At 70.9% G+C, this 17,031-nt stretch carries 14 protein-coding genes and 4 pseudogenes; 10 read left to right on the top strand and 8 right to left on the bottom strand.

Features of this window, described 5'->3' with window-relative positions; translation table 11 throughout:
* Nucleotides 1-28: 28 nt before the first annotated feature.
* Nucleotides 29-154 (bottom strand): annotated as a pseudogene (locus tag QEG98_RS42335) (MBL fold metallo-hydrolase); the annotation flags it as partial.
* On the opposite strand from QEG98_RS42335, the gene QEG98_RS30930 reads away from it, so the two are divergent.
* Nucleotides 93-221 carry a hypothetical protein gene (locus QEG98_RS30930; protein ID WP_316563850.1) on the top strand — a complete coding sequence of 43 codons (129 nt, stop codon included), beginning with the start codon at nucleotides 93-95 and terminating at the stop codon, nucleotides 219-221. The pseudogene QEG98_RS42335 and the gene QEG98_RS30930 sit on opposite strands and share 62 nt — an antisense overlap.
* Before the next feature lie 147 nt (nucleotides 222-368).
* Here QEG98_RS30930 and QEG98_RS30925 read toward each other — a convergent pair whose 3' ends face one another.
* Nucleotides 369-1,565: a ComEC/Rec2 family competence protein gene (locus QEG98_RS30925; RefSeq protein WP_316567991.1), complete on the bottom strand. Its 1,197-nt coding sequence runs from the start codon at nucleotides 1,563-1,565 to the stop codon at nucleotides 369-371.
* A gap of 114 nt (nucleotides 1,566-1,679) precedes the next feature.
* Between QEG98_RS30925 and deoC the strand changes: the two genes are divergently transcribed.
* From deoC to QEG98_RS30905, 4 genes and pseudogenes are all read left to right on the top strand, one after another.
* Complete coding sequence (gene deoC / locus QEG98_RS30920) at nucleotides 1,680-2,501, top strand: deoxyribose-phosphate aldolase (RefSeq protein WP_090490280.1); 822 nt, start codon at nucleotides 1,680-1,682, stop codon at nucleotides 2,499-2,501.
* Between the two features lie 15 nt (nucleotides 2,502-2,516).
* Entirely contained in the window at nucleotides 2,517-2,909 is a 393-nt protein-coding gene (locus QEG98_RS30915; RefSeq protein ID WP_090490279.1) for a TraR/DksA family transcriptional regulator, read from the top strand.
* A gap of 64 nt (nucleotides 2,910-2,973) precedes the next feature.
* Nucleotides 2,974-4,700: pseudogene (locus tag QEG98_RS30910) on the top strand (phospho-sugar mutase).
* A 65-nt stretch (nucleotides 4,701-4,765) separates the two neighbouring features.
* Nucleotides 4,766-5,407, top strand: a complete 642-nt coding sequence (locus QEG98_RS30905; RefSeq protein WP_316563849.1) for a hypothetical protein — start codon at nucleotides 4,766-4,768, stop codon at nucleotides 5,405-5,407.
* Here the strand turns inward: QEG98_RS30905 and QEG98_RS30900 are convergent, their stop codons facing one another.
* From QEG98_RS30900 to QEG98_RS30880, 5 genes and pseudogenes are all read right to left on the bottom strand, one after another.
* The gene (locus QEG98_RS30900) at nucleotides 5,408-6,577 is read right to left on the bottom strand and encodes a sensor histidine kinase (protein ID WP_090490276.1); all 1,170 of its coding nucleotides are present in this window, start codon (nucleotides 6,575-6,577) and stop codon (nucleotides 5,408-5,410) included. It lies immediately after the preceding gene.
* Between the two features lie 348 nt (nucleotides 6,578-6,925).
* The gene (locus QEG98_RS30895) at nucleotides 6,926-7,855 is read right to left on the bottom strand and encodes an ABC transporter permease (protein WP_090490275.1); all 930 of its coding nucleotides are present in this window, start codon (nucleotides 7,853-7,855) and stop codon (nucleotides 6,926-6,928) included.
* Nucleotides 7,848-8,962, bottom strand: a pseudogene (locus QEG98_RS30890) (ABC transporter permease). Before QEG98_RS30890 ends, QEG98_RS30895 begins: the two are co-directional and overlap by 8 nt.
* Nucleotides 8,955-10,409, bottom strand: a complete 1,455-nt coding sequence (locus QEG98_RS30885) for an ABC transporter ATP-binding protein (protein WP_316563848.1) — start codon at nucleotides 10,407-10,409, stop codon at nucleotides 8,955-8,957. The pseudogene QEG98_RS30890 and the gene QEG98_RS30885 overlap by 8 nt, the downstream one beginning before the upstream one ends.
* A 65-nt stretch (nucleotides 10,410-10,474) precedes the next feature.
* A complete protein-coding gene (locus QEG98_RS30880) occupies nucleotides 10,475-11,665 on the bottom strand; it encodes a BMP family protein (RefSeq protein WP_141621745.1) in 1,191 nt (396 codons plus the stop codon).
* Nucleotides 11,666-11,739: 74 nt separating this feature from the next.
* On the opposite strand from QEG98_RS30880, the pseudogene QEG98_RS30875 reads away from it, so the two are divergent.
* A pseudogene (locus QEG98_RS30875) lies at nucleotides 11,740-13,043 on the top strand (thymidine phosphorylase).
* 68 nt (nucleotides 13,044-13,111) lie between these two features.
* On the opposite strand, the gene QEG98_RS30870 reads toward QEG98_RS30875, so the two are convergent.
* Nucleotides 13,112-13,798 (bottom strand): DUF4328 domain-containing protein, encoded by a 687-nt coding sequence (locus QEG98_RS30870; protein WP_316563847.1) that lies wholly within the window; start codon nucleotides 13,796-13,798, stop codon nucleotides 13,112-13,114.
* 349 nt (nucleotides 13,799-14,147) lie between these two features.
* Here QEG98_RS30870 and QEG98_RS30865 point away from each other — a divergent pair, with 349 nt between their 5' ends.
* From QEG98_RS30865 to QEG98_RS30850, 4 genes are all read left to right on the top strand, one after another.
* Entirely contained in the window at nucleotides 14,148-14,558 is a 411-nt protein-coding gene (locus QEG98_RS30865; protein ID WP_090490269.1) for an SET domain-containing protein-lysine N-methyltransferase, read from the top strand.
* A gap of 298 nt (nucleotides 14,559-14,856) precedes the next feature.
* Complete coding sequence (locus tag QEG98_RS30860; RefSeq protein ID WP_228560323.1) at nucleotides 14,857-15,222, top strand: TIGR02266 family protein; 366 nt, start codon at nucleotides 14,857-14,859, stop codon at nucleotides 15,220-15,222.
* 34 nt (nucleotides 15,223-15,256) lie between these two features.
* On the top strand, nucleotides 15,257-15,661 hold the full coding sequence (locus QEG98_RS30855) for a cytidine deaminase (protein ID WP_011555658.1): 405 nt from the start codon (nucleotides 15,257-15,259) through the stop codon (nucleotides 15,659-15,661).
* Nucleotides 15,662-15,681: 20 nt separating this feature from the next.
* A complete protein-coding gene (locus QEG98_RS30850; RefSeq protein WP_141254986.1) occupies nucleotides 15,682-17,028 on the top strand; it encodes a 5'-deoxyadenosine deaminase in 1,347 nt (448 codons plus the stop codon).
* Nucleotides 17,029-17,031 lie beyond the last annotated feature (3 nt).

The raw sequence follows: 17,031 nt of genomic DNA, 5'->3' as shown, positions 1-17,031 counted from the left end.
AGTTGCCGGCGCCCACGCGCTTCAACACCGGCTCCAGCGCGCCATGGTGGTCCGAATGCGGGTGGGTGAGCACCACCAGGTCCAGCCGCTGCGTGAGCAGTTCGGGCAGCCGGTTGACCAGGTGCTCCGCGGCGGAAGCGGGGCCCGTGTCCACCAGCGCGGTGTACCCGTCCGGCGACACGATGAGCGCGGCGTCGCCCTGGCCCACGTCGAAGAAGTAGACGTGGAGCTTCCCGTCCGGGGTGCCACCGAAGTAGCGCCGAGGGGCTCCGCCGGTCGCGTGGCAACCGGCTGCGGGGGAGGTGGCGGCGATTCCTTGCAGGCGGCCAGTGCCAGCAGGACGGGGAGGAGGACGCGCGGGCGGAAGCTCATGGGTGGCAGTCCTCGGCGGGGCGGCGCTCGCGCATGGCTTCGGCGCGGCTCGAATAGGCGGTGCGGTCCGACTTGGAGCGCTTCAGGGTCCGGCAGCTCTCTTTGTGAAATACCTTGCTGCCCTTGAGGCTGAAGTATCGGGGCGCGTCCGTGTCGCGTTGCGTGGAGTCGGTGCCGGGGGCCTCCGCGGGGGCGGACGCGGCGCCGCGCCCACGGGGCGTGCTGGTCCGGCGCGTTCCCCGGGTGATGGGCCCGAGCGCGACCGAGCCGGGCCTCACGCCTCCGGGAACCAGCTCCGACGCCCCTGCGCGCTTCTCCGCGCGCAGGGAGACGACGTTGCCGTCGCTCGTCGCCACCACCTCGCCGTCCTGGTCGGTGCGGAACACGGTGGCCTTCACCGCGCGCAGCCGCTCCAGCACCGCGGAGGTGGGGTGGCCGTAGTCGTTCTTCGCGCCCACGGAGATGACGGCGGCTTGGGGCTTCACCGCCGCCAGGAAGTCCGCGGTGGACGAGTGCCGCCCGCCGTGGTGGGCGACCTTCAGCACGGTGGAGGCGAGGTCGATGGGCTTGCGCAGCAGCGTGGCCTCGGTGTCCGGCTCGGCGTCGCCGGTGAAGAGGAACGCCGTCTTGCCGTAGGTCAGCTTGGCGACGATGGAGTTGGAGTTCGGGTCCGAGCGGGTGCCCGTGAGGAAGGGGTCTTCCGGCACGCGCGGCCACAGCACGGTGAGCGCCGCGCCATCCCCCAGGCCAATGGTGACCAGGGAGCGCGGGTCCTGGGGGTTGGGAACGGGCGTCATCACCTGGCCCACTTCGTCGCCCACGACGTTGAGCAGGTCGCGGTACGCCTCGCTCGGGTGGTCGAACCCCGGGTCCATGAAGCGCCGGGCCCCCACCGAGCGCAGCGCGGTGGACATGCCTCCCAGGTGGTCCAGGTGGGGGTGCGTGAGGATGGCGAGGTCCAGCGGCTCCTTCACCAGCTCCCGCAGCCGCTGCTCCAGGCGGTGCCGCGCGTCGGGCGGGCCGCTGTCGATGAGCACCGTCTTGCCGGTGGGGGAGATGATGAGCGCGGCGTCCCCCTGTCCCACGTCGAAGAAATGCACCGTGAGTGGCTGGCCGGCCGATTGGGCCAGGGCCTGGCCCGGAACCGAGGCGAGGAGAAGGACGAGGAGTGCGAGCCACCGGACAAAGGACATCACGAGGCGGACTCTACCGCTCCGTCCCCCCCCCTGGCACCCAGGGGCTCCGATGATGCGCGCTTCTCCCGCGAGCGCTTCCCGAGGGCCTGGAAGTGGGCTAAGGGGCCGGGCATGTCCGACTCCGAAGACCTCTTCCATTTCGTCGAGGACATTGCCAACCAGGCGCGCCGCCGGCTCGAGGCGTGGAAGGAGGGGCAGACGCCCGGGGCCCGTGCTCCAGCCTCGGGCCCGTCCACCGCCCGGGTGGCCATGGAGACGGTGCGCTCCCACGCGGACCTGGCGCCGTACATCGACCACACGCTGCTCAAGCCCGAGGCTCGCGCCGAGGACGTGGTGAAGTTGGCCGAGGAGGCCCGTCAGTACGGCTTCGCCACCGTCTGCGTGAACAGCACGCACGTGGCCACCGCCGCGCGGGTGCTGGCTGGCACGTCCACGGTGCCCATCGCCGTGGTGGGCTTCCCGCTGGGCGCCTCGCTGCCGTCCGCCAAGGCCTTCGAGGCCCGGGAGTCCATCCGCGCCGGGGCGCGGGAAATCGACATGGTGTTGAACGTCGGCGCGCTCAAGGCGCACGACTATGCGCTGGTGCATCAGGACATCGCCGCCGTCGTGGAGGCCAGCCGGCCCGTGCCGGTGAAGGTCATCCTGGAGACGGCCCTGCTGACGGACGAGGAGAAGGTCATCGCCTGCTCGCTCTCCAAGGCCGCGGGCGCCGCCTTCGTGAAGACGTCCACGGGCTTCGGTCCGGGCGGGGCCACCGAGGCGGACGTGGCGCTGATGCGCCGGGTGGTGGGCGACACGGTGGGTGTGAAGGCGTCGGGCGGCATCCGCTCCGCCGAGGATGCGATGAAGATGCTGCGCGCGGGGGCCAACCGTCTGGGCGCGTCCGCGTCGGTGGCCATCGTCTCCGGGCAGACCTCCTCCTCGAAGTACTGACCCGGGGCGGACACCGTGAACGCGAAACAGCGAGACGAGCTCAAGGCGCTGCTGCTCGCGCTCCACTCGGAGCTGACGGAGAAGACGCCGTCGAGAATCGAGCCCAACCGCACCGATGACGCGCGCATCGGCGGCGACGAGGACGAGCAGCCGCTCAATGAGATGATGCAGGCCATCGCCTCCAACCGGAACCGGAACATGGATGGCGTGCTGGCCCGCGTGCTCAAGGCGCTGGGCAAGCTGCGCGACGACCCGGACGCGTTCGGTGAGTGCGAGGAGTGCGGCGACGAGATTCCGCTCGGGCGGCTTCGCGCCATGCCCTACGCGGAGTTCTGCGTGACGTGCCAGGGCAACAAGGACGGCCCCAAGGGCCGCGCCACCCGCAGCAAGCTGACCGACTACACCTGAACAACCGGCGTGCGAGCCCCGTGCCTCGCGCGCCCTCAACGGCTACACGAGGCTTCGAGGGCTCATGGACACCACCGGACTGAAGGAGCGGGCGGAGGCGTGGCGTCAGGCGGACCCGGACCCGTCCACCGCGGCGGAGCTGGCGGCGCTGCTGGCGAAGGCGGACTGGGCCGAGCTGGAGGACCGCTTCTCGCAGGACCTGGAGTTCGGCACCGCGGGCCTGCGCGGCGTGCTGGGCGCCGGTCCCAACCGGATGAACCGCGCCGTCATCCGCCGCACCACCGCGGGCCTGGCGCGCTACCTCAAGGAGCAGGTGCCGGACGTCGCCACCCGGGGCGTGGTGGTGGGCCGCGACGCGCGCAACCTGAGCGCGGAGCTGGCCGAGGACACCGCCGCGGTGCTCGCCGCCGAGGGCATCCCCGCCCATGTCTTCCCGGAGCCGGTACCCACGCCGCTGGTGGCCTTCGCCGCGCTGCACCTCAACGCCGCCGCGGCCGTCATGGTGACGGCCAGCCACAACCCGCCCGAGTACAACGGCTACAAGGTCTATTGGGGCAACGGCGCGCAGATCATCCCGCCGCATGACACGGGCATCGCCTCCGCCATCGCCCGGGTGGAGCCCGCCAACCGCGTGCCGCTGCTGACGCCGGCCGATGCGCGCGCCAAGGGCCTGTGGCGGGATTTGCCCGCGGCCATCGGCGACGCCTACGTGCGCGCCATCCTGGGGCTGCGCGTGGTGGGCAAGGGCTCCGAGTCGCTGTCCATCGTCTACACCGCCATGCACGGCGTGGGCGGCGACTGGGCCGTGCGCGCCCTGCGCGAGGCGGGCTTCCCGCGCGTCACCCCCGTGGCCGAGCAGCAGCAGCCGGACGGCCGCTTCCCCACCGTGCGCTTCCCCAACCCGGAGGAGCCGGGCGCCATGGACCGGCCACCGCCACCGCCGAGCGCGTGAAGGCGGACGTGGTGCTGGCCAATGACCCGGACGCGGACCGGCTGGCCGTCATGGCGCGAGACGCGGACGGGTCGCTGCGGCTGCTGACGGGCAACGAGGTGGGCGTGCTGCTGGGCCACTACGTCCTCACCCAGGGGTCGAAGCAGGGGAAGCCGCACGTCGTCACCACCATCGTCTCCTCGGCGCAGTTGGGAGACATCGCGCGTTCGCTGGGCGCCGCGTGTGACGAGGTGCTCACCGGCTTCAAGTGGATCGCCAACCGCGCGCTGGAGCGCGAGCAGGCCGAGGGCACCCGCTTCGTCTTCGGCTACGAGGAGGCGCTGGGTTACACCGTGGGCACGGTGACGCGCGACAAGGACGGCGTGGGCTCGGCGCTCGTCATGGCGGACCTGGCGGCGTGGTGCCAGGCGCGCGGCACCACGGTGCTGGGCTACCTGGAGGAGATTCAGCGCGCGCATGGCCTGTACGTGGGCGCGCAGCGCAACTTCACGTTCCCCGGCGCGGCGGGCGCGCAGGTCATCCGCGGCATCATGGACGCGTTCCGCGCCTCGCCTCCGAAGGACATTGGCGGTGACGCCGTCCGCGCGGTGAGTGACTACAAGAAGGGCGAGCGGGGCCTGCCTCCGTCCAACGTCGTCGCGCTCGAGTTGGAGAGCGGCGGCCGCGTCACGCTGCGCCCCTCTGGCACCGAGCCGAAAATCAAATATTACTTCGAGCTGAAGGAGACGCTCGCGGACGGTGAGCCCCTGGCTCAGGCCCGTGCGCGCGCCGAGTCCCGGCTGGCCCGCTTCATCGATGCTTTCCTCGGCCTCGCGCGTGAGCGCGGGCAGCCGGCATGAGTCTAGAGACGCAGCACCGCACCCACCGCCCGCCCTCCTCGGCGGCCCTCGCAGAAAGGTACCGTGTGAAGCGACTGCTCCCCGGAGTCCTCCTCGCTTGCTTCCTGGCCCTCCCGGCCACCGCGCTGGCGCAACGCGGTCAGGGTTGGTCTGTCCTCGCCGGTGAAACGCTGGGAGGGGGCAACACCGCCTTCCATGGCCAGATTGGCTGGCCCGGCATCTCCCTGGGCCTGCTGCACGGTGGCTCGGAGCGCTTCGACATCGGCGGCAAGTTCAGCTTCAACTGGGGCCGCGAGGGCTGGGTCCGCTACACGGACCCGGGCATCAAGCTCCAGGCGTGGATGCGGTTGCAGCTCGTCAAGGAGCGCAACTTCTCGCTGGCGCTCACGTTCCAGCCGGGCCCGTTCTTCTACTTCAACCGGCATGACACCGACGTGGGCCTGGCGCTGCCCCTGGGTCTGGTGGTGGGCATCCCCGCCGGCAGCGCCGTCATGGTGAACCTGGGCCTGGACATCCCCTTCCACGTCTACTTCGGCGAGGGAATCGGTCCGGTGTTCCCCATCCTCGTGGGCGGCGGCCTGGAGTACTTCGTCAACCGCCAGCTGGGCGTCACCTTCAACGTCCGGCTGGGGCCCGCCGTCATCCCGGACATCGACGACACCGAGTTCACGCTGGAAGCGCTCTTCGGCGTCGCCTACCGCTTCTAGCTACCAGGACGACGTCTGCTCGGGCAGCTCCACCGTGAAGGTGCTGCCCAGGTTGACGCGGCTGTGAACCGTCACCGCGCCGCCCATGGCTTCCACCAGGGTGCGCGCGACGGTGAGGCCCAGCCCGGCGCCCTTCTCGGGCGCCTTCGTCGTGTAGTAGGGCTCGAAGACGGCCTGCAGCTCGTCCTCGAAGATGCCGATGCCCGTGTCCTTCACGTACAGGCGCGGGCCGAAGTCCCCGAAGATGTCCGGAAGCTCCACGCCCACATGGATGCGACGCGGGCGGTCCGTCACGTCCTCCACCGCGTCCACCGCGTTGGCCAGCAGCTCCACCAGCACCTGCTCCAGCTGACGGCGGTTGAAGACGACGGCGATGGCCTCGTCCGGCAGCTGCACCTTCACCTCGGCGGTGCCGAGGCGGCCGGCGTCACGCATCCGCTCCACCACCGCGGGGACGAGGTCGCGCAGGTCGAAGCGCTGGATGTCCTTCGGATTGGTGGTGCCCAGCGACAGCAGGTGCTGGCCGTGCAGGCGCATCTGCTCGCCGGCCACGCCCAGCTTCTTGAGCTCGTCTGCGTCCGGCGGCAGGCCCTGCAGCGCGCGCGTGCGAACGTGCTCCAGCGCCCGCTGGAGGCCTTCGCCCACGCGGCCCAGGTTCTGTGCCACGTCCGCGGCCAGCGTGCCCACGCGGGCCAGCCGCTCCATCTCCACCCAGCGGACGCGCGGGTCCTGCAGCGCTTCGGCGCGCTGGCCACCGCGCTCGCGGTGCGCCTTGAGTTCCAGCAGCGTGTGGATGCGGACCTTCAGCTCCAGCGGGTCCAGGGGCTCGGTGATGAGCAGGTCATCCACGCCCGCCTCCAGCACCTCGCGGCGCGTCTCCCGGTCCGCGCTGGGCGTCAGCATGAGCACGGGGAGGGCCGGGCTTCCCAGCGCGTCCTGAAGGCGCCGGTACGTCGCGAGGCCGTCCGTGCCAGGACGCTCCACGTCGAGCAGCACCAGGTCCGCGGACTGGTGGGCCGCCGCGGCCGCCGCAGCCGCCAGCCCGCTCGCGGTCAGCACGTCATAACCCGCCGGCGCGAGGATGGAGCACAGCCGCTCCATGCCGCCCGACTCCACGTCCACGGCCAGAACTCGGGGCCGATACGTCGCGGTCTCCGTCGTCTCCAGCATCACGCCACCCCTACATGGTGACCAGGTGAGCTTCACCCGGGTGTTCCAGGCCGTCCTACGGACCCCTCTCGCCCTGGATGGAGCTCCTCCGGGCACCTGCGTCCAGTCCGGTACGTGATCCGATACCGCGCTGTGTCTATGCGAGGCTCATGCCGCGCTTCGTCCTGGCGCGTCGGAGCCGCCCATTGCACCACCAACGGTGGAAGCCCTGTAACGTCAGGGGGTTGAATCGTTGCGACACTGGAGAAAGTTAGCTCAACTGGAATCCGGCCAACGAAAGACGAGGTCGCTCCTGACCCGAAATCGGTTTTCACCCGGGTGCGAAATGACCTCCTTGCGCGCGAAGTGTCAGCGCGACTCTTGCTCGTACGGCGTGCCGAGCGCGGCGGGGGCGCTGCTGCGTTGGCCCTGGAGGGTCAGCACCACCAAGGTGAGCAGATAGGGGAGGGCCAGGAGGACGCCTTGGGGGATCAGCTCGACCAGTCCGGGGGCGCTCGACACCAGGCCGATGCGCAGCGCGTTACCGAAGGCGAAGAAGGTGGCGGCGAGGAAGGCGCCCACGGGCGTCCACCGGCCGAACACCATGGCGGCCAGGGCCATGAAGCCCAGGCCCGCGGGGGTGTGCTGCTCGAAGCGGTCCAGCACGGCGGTGGACAGCACCGCGCCGCCCAGGCCCGCCAGCAGCCCGCTGCCCAGCACCGCGCCCCAGCGCAGCCCCGGTACCGACAGGCCCAGCGTCGCCACGGCCTGGGGCTTGTCGCCCACCGCGCGCAGCCGCAGGCCCAGGGGCGTGCGGGTCAGCAGGCCCTGGAAGGCGAAGGGCAGCAGCAGCGCCAGGTACGTGGGCGCCGAGTGCCCGGACAGCGCGCCCAGCACCGGCACGGAGCCGAGCCCGGGGATGTTCCAGCGGGTGAGCTGCTGGATGGGCGGGGTGCCGTTGGGGCCGTAGAGCGACTCCAGCAGGAAGGTGCCGCCGGCCAGGGCCACCAGGTTGAGGGCGATGCCGGACACCACCTGGTCCGAGCGCCAGCGGATGCTCAAGAATCCATGCACGCCGGCCAGGGCCGCGCCCGCGAGCATGCCCATGACGACGGCCAGGGGCGTGGGCATCGTCAGCGCCGCCACCGCCGCGCAGAAGGCGCCCACGCGCATCATCCCCTCCATGCCCACGGCAATCACGCCCGCGCGCTCGGAGAGCACCGCGCCCAGGGCGGCGAAGATGAGCGCTGGCGCCGCGTCCAAGGTGGAGAACAGCAGCGAGTGGAGGACATCAAGCACGGGGCACCTCCGCCGACGCCGCGGGCGCCACGTTCCGCCGGCGCAGCAGCGCCAGCCACACCATGCGCCCGGCGACGAAGAGCAGCGCGAGGCCCTGGATGAGCTCGGGGAAGCTCTTGTGCACGCCGAGCAGCTGCATGCGCGTTCCGCCCGCGCGCAGCACGCCGAAGAAGAGCGCGGAGACGGTGGCGCCCAGCGGGTGGTTGTTGCCGATGAGCGCGATGGCGATGCCGTCGAACCCGTAGGGCGCGCCCAGTGTGCCGGGGTAGCGCCCCTCCGTCCCCAGCACCAGCACCGCGCCCGCCAGCCCCGCCATGGCCCCCGCGAGCGCCATGGCCGGCCCATGCGCCGGGCCACGGGGATGCCCGCGGCGCGCGCGGCCTCGGCGCCCAGGCCCACCGCGCGCGTCTCGAAGCCGGAGCGCGTGCGCGTCAGCCACACCCACACCGCCAGCGCCGCGGCGAGCGCCAGCGGGAAGCCCAGGTTGAGCCGCGAGCCTTCCCCCAGCAGCCGGGGCAGCACCGCGGTGGCCTGGATTTCGGCGGTGCCGGTGATGGACTGGCCGCCTTCGGCCGCGCCGCGCAGCGGGCCCACCACCAGCCAGTTGTCCACCAGGCTCAGCGCCACCCAGTTGAGCATGATGGTGGAGATGACCTCGTGCACGCCCCGGTAGATGCGCAGCAGCCCGGCGATGCCCGCCCACGCCGCGCCCGCGAGCGCCGCGCCCAGCAGGGCCGCGGGCACGTGCAGCACGCCGGGCAGTGACACCTGGGCGCCCACCACCGCGGCGGCCAGCGCGCCCAGCAGCATCTGCCCCTGCGCGCCGATGTTGAACAGGCCCACCTTGAACGCCACCGCCACGGACAGGCCGGTGAGGGTGAGAATCGCGGCCTTCATCGCGGACTCGCCCAGCGGGCGGGTGATGACGGTGGCCGCGGCGCCGTCCAGGTACGCGGGCCAGTTGCCGATGCCACCCCACAGCATCTGCAGATAGGCATCCGTCGCGGTGCCCGGCTCCATGGTGAGCGCGATGAGCGCCCAGCACACGCCCAGCGCCAGCAGCACGGAGAGCACCGACGGCAGCATCTGTCTCACGCGCTCAGGCATGGCCCGGCTCCGTGGTCCCCAGCATGCGCCGTCCCAGCTCGCGTTCATCGAACTCGTGACGGAGGAAGTGGCCCGTCACACGGCCTTCGAAGAAGACATAGACGCGGTCCGACAGGGCCAGCACCTCTTCCAAATCGAGTGACACCAGCAGCACGCCCGTGCCCTGGTCGCGCGCCTCGCGCAGCTTCGCGTGGACCTGCGCCACCGCGCCAACGTCCAGCCCGCGCGTGGGTTGCACCACCACCAGCAACCGGGGCCGCGCATCCAGCTCGCGCGCTACCACCACCTTCTGCTGATTGCCCCCGGACAGGGCCCGCAGGGCGACCTCCGGGTCGGGAGGCCGCACGTCGTAGGCCACGGTCAGCTCGCGCGTGCGCTCGCGGCGGCCCTTGAAATCAATCCACGGGCCCTTCGCGAAGGGCGGCCGCGTGTGCCGGCCCAGGGCCACGTTCTCCTCCACGCTGAGCGCCTTCACCACCGCGCGGTGGAGCCGGTCCTCGGGGATGTGTCCCACGCCGCGCGTCCGCGCCTGGGCCGGCGTGAGGCCGCTCAAGGGGCCTCCCAGGAGCGCGCCGCCCCCAGACGTCAGCGGGCGCAGGCCGGTGAGGACCTCCGCCAGCTCGCGCTGTCCGTTGCCGTCCACGCCCGCGATGCCGACGATTTCACCCGCGCGCACCTCCAGGTCCACGCCGCGCAGGGCAGGGCGCCCGTTGTCGCCGGTGGCCTGGAGCCCTCGTACGTCCAGCAGCGACTCGCCGGGGGCCTGGGACACGGCCGGGGTGGAAGTGGCGGCCGGAGCGCGCTGTCCTTCACCCACCATGAGCGCGGCGAGCTGTTCGGCCGTGGTGTCGGCGGCGCGGACCTCCGCCACGCAGCGGCCCCGGCGCATGACGGCGATGCGGTCCGCCACGCCGAGCACCTCCTTCAGCTTGTGGCTGATGAGCACCACGGTGTGGCCCTGCGCGACCAGTCCGCGCATGACCCGGGCCAGCTCGTCGGATTCCTGCGGCGTGAGGACGGCGGTGGGCTCGTCGAGGATGAGCACCTGGGCGCCGCGGTGCAGCGCCTTGACGATCTCCACCTTCTGCTGCGAGCCCACGCTGAGCGTGTCCACCCGCGCCCGGGGCTCCAATTGGAAGCCGAAGCGGGCGCAGGTGGCGGACACCTCCTGCACCGCGCGCTCCAGGTCCAGCAGTCCGTTGCGGGTGGGCTCGCGGCCCAGCACCACGTTCTCCGCCACCGACAGCGTGGGCACGAGCATGAAGTGCTGGTGCACCATGCCAATGCCCCGCGCAATCGCGTCCCGGGGGCTCTTGAAGCGCACGGGCTGGCCGTCCAGCGACAGCACGCCCGCGTCCGGCTGGTAGAGCCCGTAGAGGACGTTCATCAGGCTGGACTTGCCCGCGCCATTCTCGCCCACCACGGCGAGCAGCTCGCCACGGCGCACGTCCAGCGACGCGTCCGCCAGCGAGACGCACGTGCCGAAGGCCTTGTGGATGTTCTGGAGGGAAATCAGGGGGCGGCAGCCTGGAAGGAGGCGAGGTCCGCCGGGACGGCAGGGACCTGGAGCGTCCCGGAGATGATGCGCTGACGCAGGGCCTCCACCTTCTGGAGCGCCTCCGCCTTGCCGGGGAAGTCCACCCGCACCTCCGCCATGCCCACGCCGTTCTCTTTGAGGCCGAGCACCTGCTCACCCGCGGAGAACGTGCCGTCCACCAGGTCCTTCGCCGCCTGATACACGGCCAGGTCGGAGTACTTCATCATCGACGTGAGGATGGCGTCCGGCGCCACGTGCGACTGGTCGGAGTCCACGCCAATGGCGTACACGCTCTTGCCCGCGGCGCGCGCTTCCTTCACCGCCTGGATGACACCGATGCCGTCCGCGCCCGCGGCGTGGAAGAGGACGTCCGCGCCCTTGGAGATGAGGTCCTGCGCCACCTGCTTGCCGGCGGCCATGTTGTTGAAGCTGCCCGTGTAGACGGACATGAGCGCCTGGGATGCCTGGGCGTTGGTCGTCTTCACGCCCGCGCGGTAGCCCACCTCGAAGCGCTGGATGAGGGGGACCTCGATGCCGCCCACGAAGCCCACCTTGTTCGTCTTCGTCACCAGCCCGGCCAGCGCGCCCACGAGGAAGCTGCCCTCCTGCTCCTTGAAGAGGACGGTGCGCACGTTGGGCAGCTTCATGGCCTTGCCCTGCGCGTCCAGCACCTGACTGTCGATGAGCAGGAACTGGGCCTTTGGGTTTTCCTGGGCGGAGGTGCGCACCGCGTTGGCCAGCATGTAGCCATTGCCCACGGTGAGCCGGGCGCCCTGGTCCACCAGGAGCTGGAGATTGGGGACGTAGTCCTCCTGGGCCTTGCTCTGCAGGACGATGGGCTGGATGGCCAGCGCCTTGAAGCTGGCGGCGTCCGCGCTCAGGTGGGGCGGCAGGGACTGGCGGACCTCATCGGGGGTGGCGTCCACATACTTGCCGCCCTCGTAGCGCTTGCCCGCGGCCCACAGTTCCAGGCCGCGGAGCGCCGCGTCATTGAAGGAGTGGTCTCCGCGCCCGCCCACGTCGATGACGAGCCCCACGGGGAGGGCCTTCTTTTCCGTCTTCCCAGCGGCGGGGGGTTGGGCGCCGGAGGGGGGCGCTTCTTCCTTCTGCTTGGAACACGCGCACAGGAGGGCGGTGAGGGCAAGGACGTGGAGGCGGAGCATCATGAGGCGTCTATCTACCAGATGCCCGCCCTTTCCCGGAGTGCATGAAGGGGGGGTTCCTGCTATGGGCTCGCCTCGTGCAACCCTACGAACTCATCAAGGCCAAGCGGGATGGCGGCCGGCTGGAACCGGCGGACATCCGTGCGTTCATCGAGGCGTATACGGCGGGGACGGTGGCGGACTACCAGATGGCGGCCATGTGCATGGCCATCTTCTTCCGGGGCATGGACTCCCGGGAGCTGGGCGCCTGGGCCCGCGCCATGCTGGAGTCCGGTGAGGTGCTGGACCTGTCCGACACGCCGGGTGTGAAGGTGGACAAGCATTCGACGGGCGGGGTGGGTGACAAGGTCTCCCTCAGCCTGGCGCCGCTGGCCGCCGCGTGCGGAGTCCCGGTGCCCATGATTTCGGGCCGGGGCCTGGGGCACACGGGTGGGACGCTGGACAAGCTGGAGTCCATCCCCGGCTTCAACGTCAACCTGCCGACGTCGGAGTACCGGCGGCTGGTGCGCGAGGTGAACTGCTGCCTGATTGGCCAGACGGCGCAGGTGGCCCCGGCGGACAAGAAGCTCTATGCGCTGCGGGACGTGACGGCGACGGTGGACTGCATCCCGCTGATCGCGTCCTCCATCATGAGCAAGAAGCTGGCGGAGGGCATCGACGCGCTGGTGCTGGACGTGAAGGTGGGCAGTGGCGCCTTCATGAAGCGCGACGAGGACGCGCGCACGCTGGCGAAGACGATGATTGGCCTGGGCGCGGAGATGGGGAAGAAGGTCGTGGCCCTGCTCTCCGACATGGACCAGCCGCTGGGCCGCAAGGTGGGCAACGCGCTGGAGGTCATCGAGGCGGTGGACATGCTCCGCGGCAACGCGCCGGAGGACTACACCGAGGTGACGTATGCCCTCACGGCGGAGATGCTGGTGCTGGGCAAGAAGGCCGCCACGGTGGAGGAGGCGCGCGAGAAGCTGCGCAAGGTGGTGGAGGACGGCAGCGCGGTGCGCAAGCTGAAGGAGATTGTCCAGGTGCAGGGCGGAGACCCGCGCTCCATCGACGACTACTCCCTGCTGCCCCAGGCGAAGGCCACCGTGGACGTGGTGGCGCCCCGGGACGGCTTCGTCACCGGCATCGACACGGAGGGCGTGGGCCGGCGGCGGTGGCGCTGGGCGCGGGCCGGCAGCGGACGGACAGCAAGATCGACCCGGCCGTGGGCTTCACGCTGCTGAAGAAGTCGGGCGAGTCCGTGAAGCAGGGCGAGCCCTTGGTGCGCGTCCATTACAACGACGCGGCCCCGTTGGAGAACGTGAAGGCGCGCCTCTTGGCCGCGTACCGGTTCGGCGACGTGGCCCCCGTGGCCCGGCCGCTCATCCGCGAGCGGGTGGAGTAGGGCGCCGAGCCGGGTGGTGACTTGGGAGCCCCCGCCAATGCCGTGGCATGGCGTGGGGCTTCGTGTTTTCAGGCGCTGGTGCGCGCGTCCGCTCGGGCGATGATGGCGTCCAGGCCCGCGCGGCGGCTCACGAGCATCGACTCGATGTCCTTGATGACGCGGATGCAGAGCACCGCCGCCAGGACATTGAGGGCCTCCGCGATCATCCCGGCGATGAGCAGGACGGGGATGATCTTCGGGATGCTCTCAATCATGTTGAACATCGACGCGCTGGCGTTGCTCGTTCCATTGCTGATGAGCCAGGCGGCCCACCACCCCAGCAGCAGGACCTTCCGGGCAGGGGCGCCCCCCAGGTTCAGCCACAGGTCGCGCATGACCGCATACGGCTTGACCAGGTTGTAGATGGGGATGAACCAGACCACCATGGCCCAGCGGGGCTCCTCGGTACTGACGCCGGTGGCCCGGGCGACTTTCACGCTCAGGTACTGCCACCGGAGGAAGCTGATGGCGGTGACGATGCTCACGATGGAGCTGGCCAGGACGAGCTGGGCATTCAGGGCGTCGAAGGTCTCCGCGTTCTCCTGCGAGGGCGTGAAGCCGCCCTCCAGGCCCAGATAGAGCCAGACATGGAGAAGCCCTGTGAGCGCGGCCACCGCGACGCCGGTGTAGAGGCCACCCAGCGTCCACTTCGCCCGGCCTGTCGTGTGAGGCAGCGACTGGAGCTGCCTCGCATGACACGGGACGCAGACGCCCACCTGCGGTTGGGCGCATTGCTTACAGAGGAATCGGCCGCACCGCTCACACGTCCCCGTGGACGGTTCGCCATCATGGTCAGGGCAGACGGGGGCTGTTTCGGGAACGGCGGATTCGGTCAGCATGGTGTTGTCAGGGCAAGGGCAGGCCGCCGCGCACGCAACGCGCGTTGGGACGTGTGGGGGGCGGGCGGGGAGGAACTTCGGACGCGCACTCTAGCGGCCTGACGCACCGCCGCACAGAGGTGGTCCGGACCCGCCCCGGCACCGGGGGCATGGCGGCAACTTGTGGCTTCACCCCGCACCGGGAAGGCGCCATCCTTCTGCCCTGAGCCATGCGGGGCAGGGGGCCATGAACCAGGGCGCGGCGCTGTACATCCATCCGGGCGTGAAGGTCCGTCCGTGCGAGTGGGGCTACGGCGTCTTCACGGACGCCTTCATCAAGGCGGGCGACCTCATCGAGGAATGCCACTACCTCAAGCTGCCGCGCGCCCTCTCGCAGAACCCCCAGCTCCAGGACTACGTCTTCCTGCTCCAATGGGCGAAGCACGAGGTGCCCCGCGAGGGGGAGTGGGTGGCGCTCGTGCTGGGGTACGGGATGATCTACAACCACGCCCGAGAGCCCAACACGTCCTATCACCGCGAGGCGACCCGGGACGTCTTCTGCTACCACGCGCTGCGGGACATCCACCCCGGCGAGCAGCTCTGCATCAGCTACGGCGAGGACTGGTGGGCGTCCCGGGATCAGGGGGTCCCAGCCTGAGCGCGACCCCAGGTCTCACGGGGCCAGCACCGGGCGGGGGGCGCCGGCAATCCGCCAGATGGCCCCGCCTGGAACGATGGGGGCCCCAATTTTTCCCAGCCTCGCGGGCCGGTGTTCCCCCGTATGATGGACGGGTGACGGGGCGTCGTGACAAGGCGGGGCGGGTTGTCGGAGGGGGGAACGTCGCCTCGGACGAGACGGCGGCACGCGTCTACGGTATGGGCTCGCGGGCCAGGACCCACGTGGGTTTCCAATGACGGGCGGTGGCGCGAGCATGAGCGGCAGGGAGGTAACGGCGATGGCCGAGAGGAACGACTCGATGAGCGACAAGGCCGAGGACCGACGGGATTCGCCCCGGGTCCCCATGCGCCTGAAGGTGCGCCGGGAAGGCAGCTCGGGGGACTTCGAGCAGCATGAGGGAGACCTGTCCCTGGGCGGCTGCGCCTGGCAGGGCTCCGGTTGGGAGCAGGGGACGCGCGTGGAAGTGCGCTTCCGGCTGCCCATCCTTCCCGATGAGGTGGAAGCGAAGGGCGAGGTGCTCCAGGCCGCGCCGGGCGCCAACGGTCCGGCGGCGCGGGTCCGCTTCGTGGACCTGCCGGTGGAGTCCGAGCTGGCCATCGCGCGCCACCTGGATGATGTGCAGAGCGGCACGGCCCGCTCGTAACGGACTTCAAGCCAGCTTCGTGTAGGAGGGCGTCATGGCGGACGAGATTCCCTGGGAGCGCCTGTTCGAGGAAGCCGCGCGCGTGCGAGCGCGCGCCCACGTGCCCTATTCGCGGTTCCCCGTAGGGGCCGCCGTCCTCTTTGCGGACGGCGCCGTGGTGGCCGGCTGCAACGTGGAGAACGCCACCTACGGGCTCACCGTCTGCGCGGAGCGCAATGCCTTCGCGGCGGCCGTGGCGCAGGGGCACACCCAGCCGGTGGCCGTGGCCATCGTCGTGGACACCCCCGAGCCCTGTCCTCCGTGTGGCATGTGCCGCCAGGTCATGGCCGAGTTTGGCGGGCAGGAGCTGCCCGTGCGCAGCCGGACGCCTCAGGGCGGCGAGGCGCGCTACACCCTGGGAGGCCTGCTGCCGCATGCCTTCACCAAAGACTTCTTCTAGCGAGAGAGCCTGAGCACGCCGTGGATTTGCTCCTGACTGGTGGCACGGTTGTAACGATGAACCGCGAGCGCGAGGTGCTCGTGGATGCGGACGTCCTCGTCCAGGATGGTCGCATTGCCAAGGTGGGCCGGGGCCTCAAGCCTCGCGGCACCCGGCGGGTGGTGGACGTGACGGGAAAGGTGGTGCTGCCGGGCCTCATCCACGGCCACCTCCACGCTTGTCAGACGCTCTTCCGTGGCCGCGCGGACGGGCTGGAGTTGCTGGACTGGCTCCGCGAGCGCATCTGGCCCTTCGAGGCCTCGCACGACGCCGCGTCCATGCGGGCCTCGGCGGACCTGACCTTCGCGGAGCTCATCCGCTCGGGCGCCACGGCGGCGCTCGATATGGGCAGCGTGTACCACTACGACGCCGTCTTCGAGTCGGCGCGGGACTCCGGCTTCCGGCTGGTGGGCGGCAAGGCGATGATGGACGCGGGTGCGGGCGTCCCCGCGGGCCTGCGCGAAAGCACCGAGGAGTCGCTGCGGGAGAGCCTGGCGTTGAAGGAGCGCTGGCACGGCACGCACGGCGGCCGGCTGCGCTACGCCTTCGCCCCGCGCTTCGTGCTGTCCTGCACCCCGGAGCTGCTGCGCGAGGTGGCGCGGCTGGCCAAGGAGCACGGGCTGCGCATCCACACTCACGCCAGTGAGAACGCGAAGGAGACGGACGCGGTCCGCCAGTACACCGGCGGCGAGGACAACGTGGCCTTCTTCCACACGGTGGGGATGTCCGGCCCGCACGTGACGATGGCCCACTGCGTGTGGCTGTCCCAGGAGGAGCAGGACATCCTGCGCGACACCCGCACGGTGGTGTGCCACTGCCCCGGCTCCAACCTCAAGCTGGCGTCGGGCATCGCCAAGGTGCCGGAGCTGCTGGAGGCCGGCGTGGCGGTGGCGCTGGGCGCGGACGGCGCGCCCTGCAACAACACGCTCGACATCTTCTACGAGATGAAGCTCGCCGCGGTGATGCACAACCCGCGCGTGGGGCCGTGCGCGATGACGCCCATGCGCGTGCTGGAGATGGCCACGCTGCACGGCGCCCGGGCGCTGGGCCTGGAGGACGAGGTGGGCTCGCTGGAGCCCGGCAAGCGCGCCGACATCACCGTGGTGGACGTCAGCGGCCTGCATGCGGGCCCCACGCCGGAGGACGTGCTGGTGCCGCTGGTGCACTCCGCGCGGGGCAGCGACGTGGCGCACGTCTTCATCGACGGCCAGCCGGTGCTGCGTGATGGGGTGCTCACCACGTTGGACGCGCCCTCCGTCCTGGCGAACGCGAACGCGCAGGTGGCGCGCATCCTCAAGCGCCGCCAGAAGAAGGCGCGCAGCGGCTGAGGC

Source organism: Myxococcus sp. MxC21-1 (assembly GCF_032612255.1).
Taxonomy (GTDB): domain Bacteria; phylum Myxococcota; class Myxococcia; order Myxococcales; family Myxococcaceae; genus Myxococcus; species Myxococcus virescens.
Note: the sequence above shows the minus strand (reverse complement) of the source record. Positions and strands in the feature narration are given on the sequence as shown.

Excerpts from the sequence above, each read along its gene's own strand:
- QEG98_RS30865 (WP_090490269.1), top strand. The coding sequence starts at position 14,148 with ATGAACCAGGGCGCGGCGCTGTACATCCATCCGGGCGTGAAGGTCCGT.
- QEG98_RS30860 (WP_228560323.1), top strand. The coding sequence starts at position 14,857 with ATGGCCGAGAGGAACGACTCGATGAGCGACAAGGCCGAGGACCGACGG.
- QEG98_RS30880 (WP_141621745.1), bottom strand. The coding sequence starts at position 11,665 with ATGATGCTCCGCCTCCACGTCCTTGCCCTCACCGCCCTCCTGTGCGCG.
- deoC (WP_090490280.1), top strand. The coding sequence starts at position 1,680 with ATGTCCGACTCCGAAGACCTCTTCCATTTCGTCGAGGACATTGCCAAC.
- QEG98_RS30900 (WP_090490276.1), bottom strand. The coding sequence starts at position 6,577 with ATGCTGGAGACGACGGAGACCGCGACGTATCGGCCCCGAGTTCTGGCC.
- QEG98_RS30925 (WP_316567991.1), bottom strand. The coding sequence starts at position 1,565 with ATGTCCTTTGTCCGGTGGCTCGCACTCCTCGTCCTTCTCCTCGCCTCG.
- QEG98_RS30855 (WP_011555658.1), top strand. The coding sequence starts at position 15,257 with ATGGCGGACGAGATTCCCTGGGAGCGCCTGTTCGAGGAAGCCGCGCGC.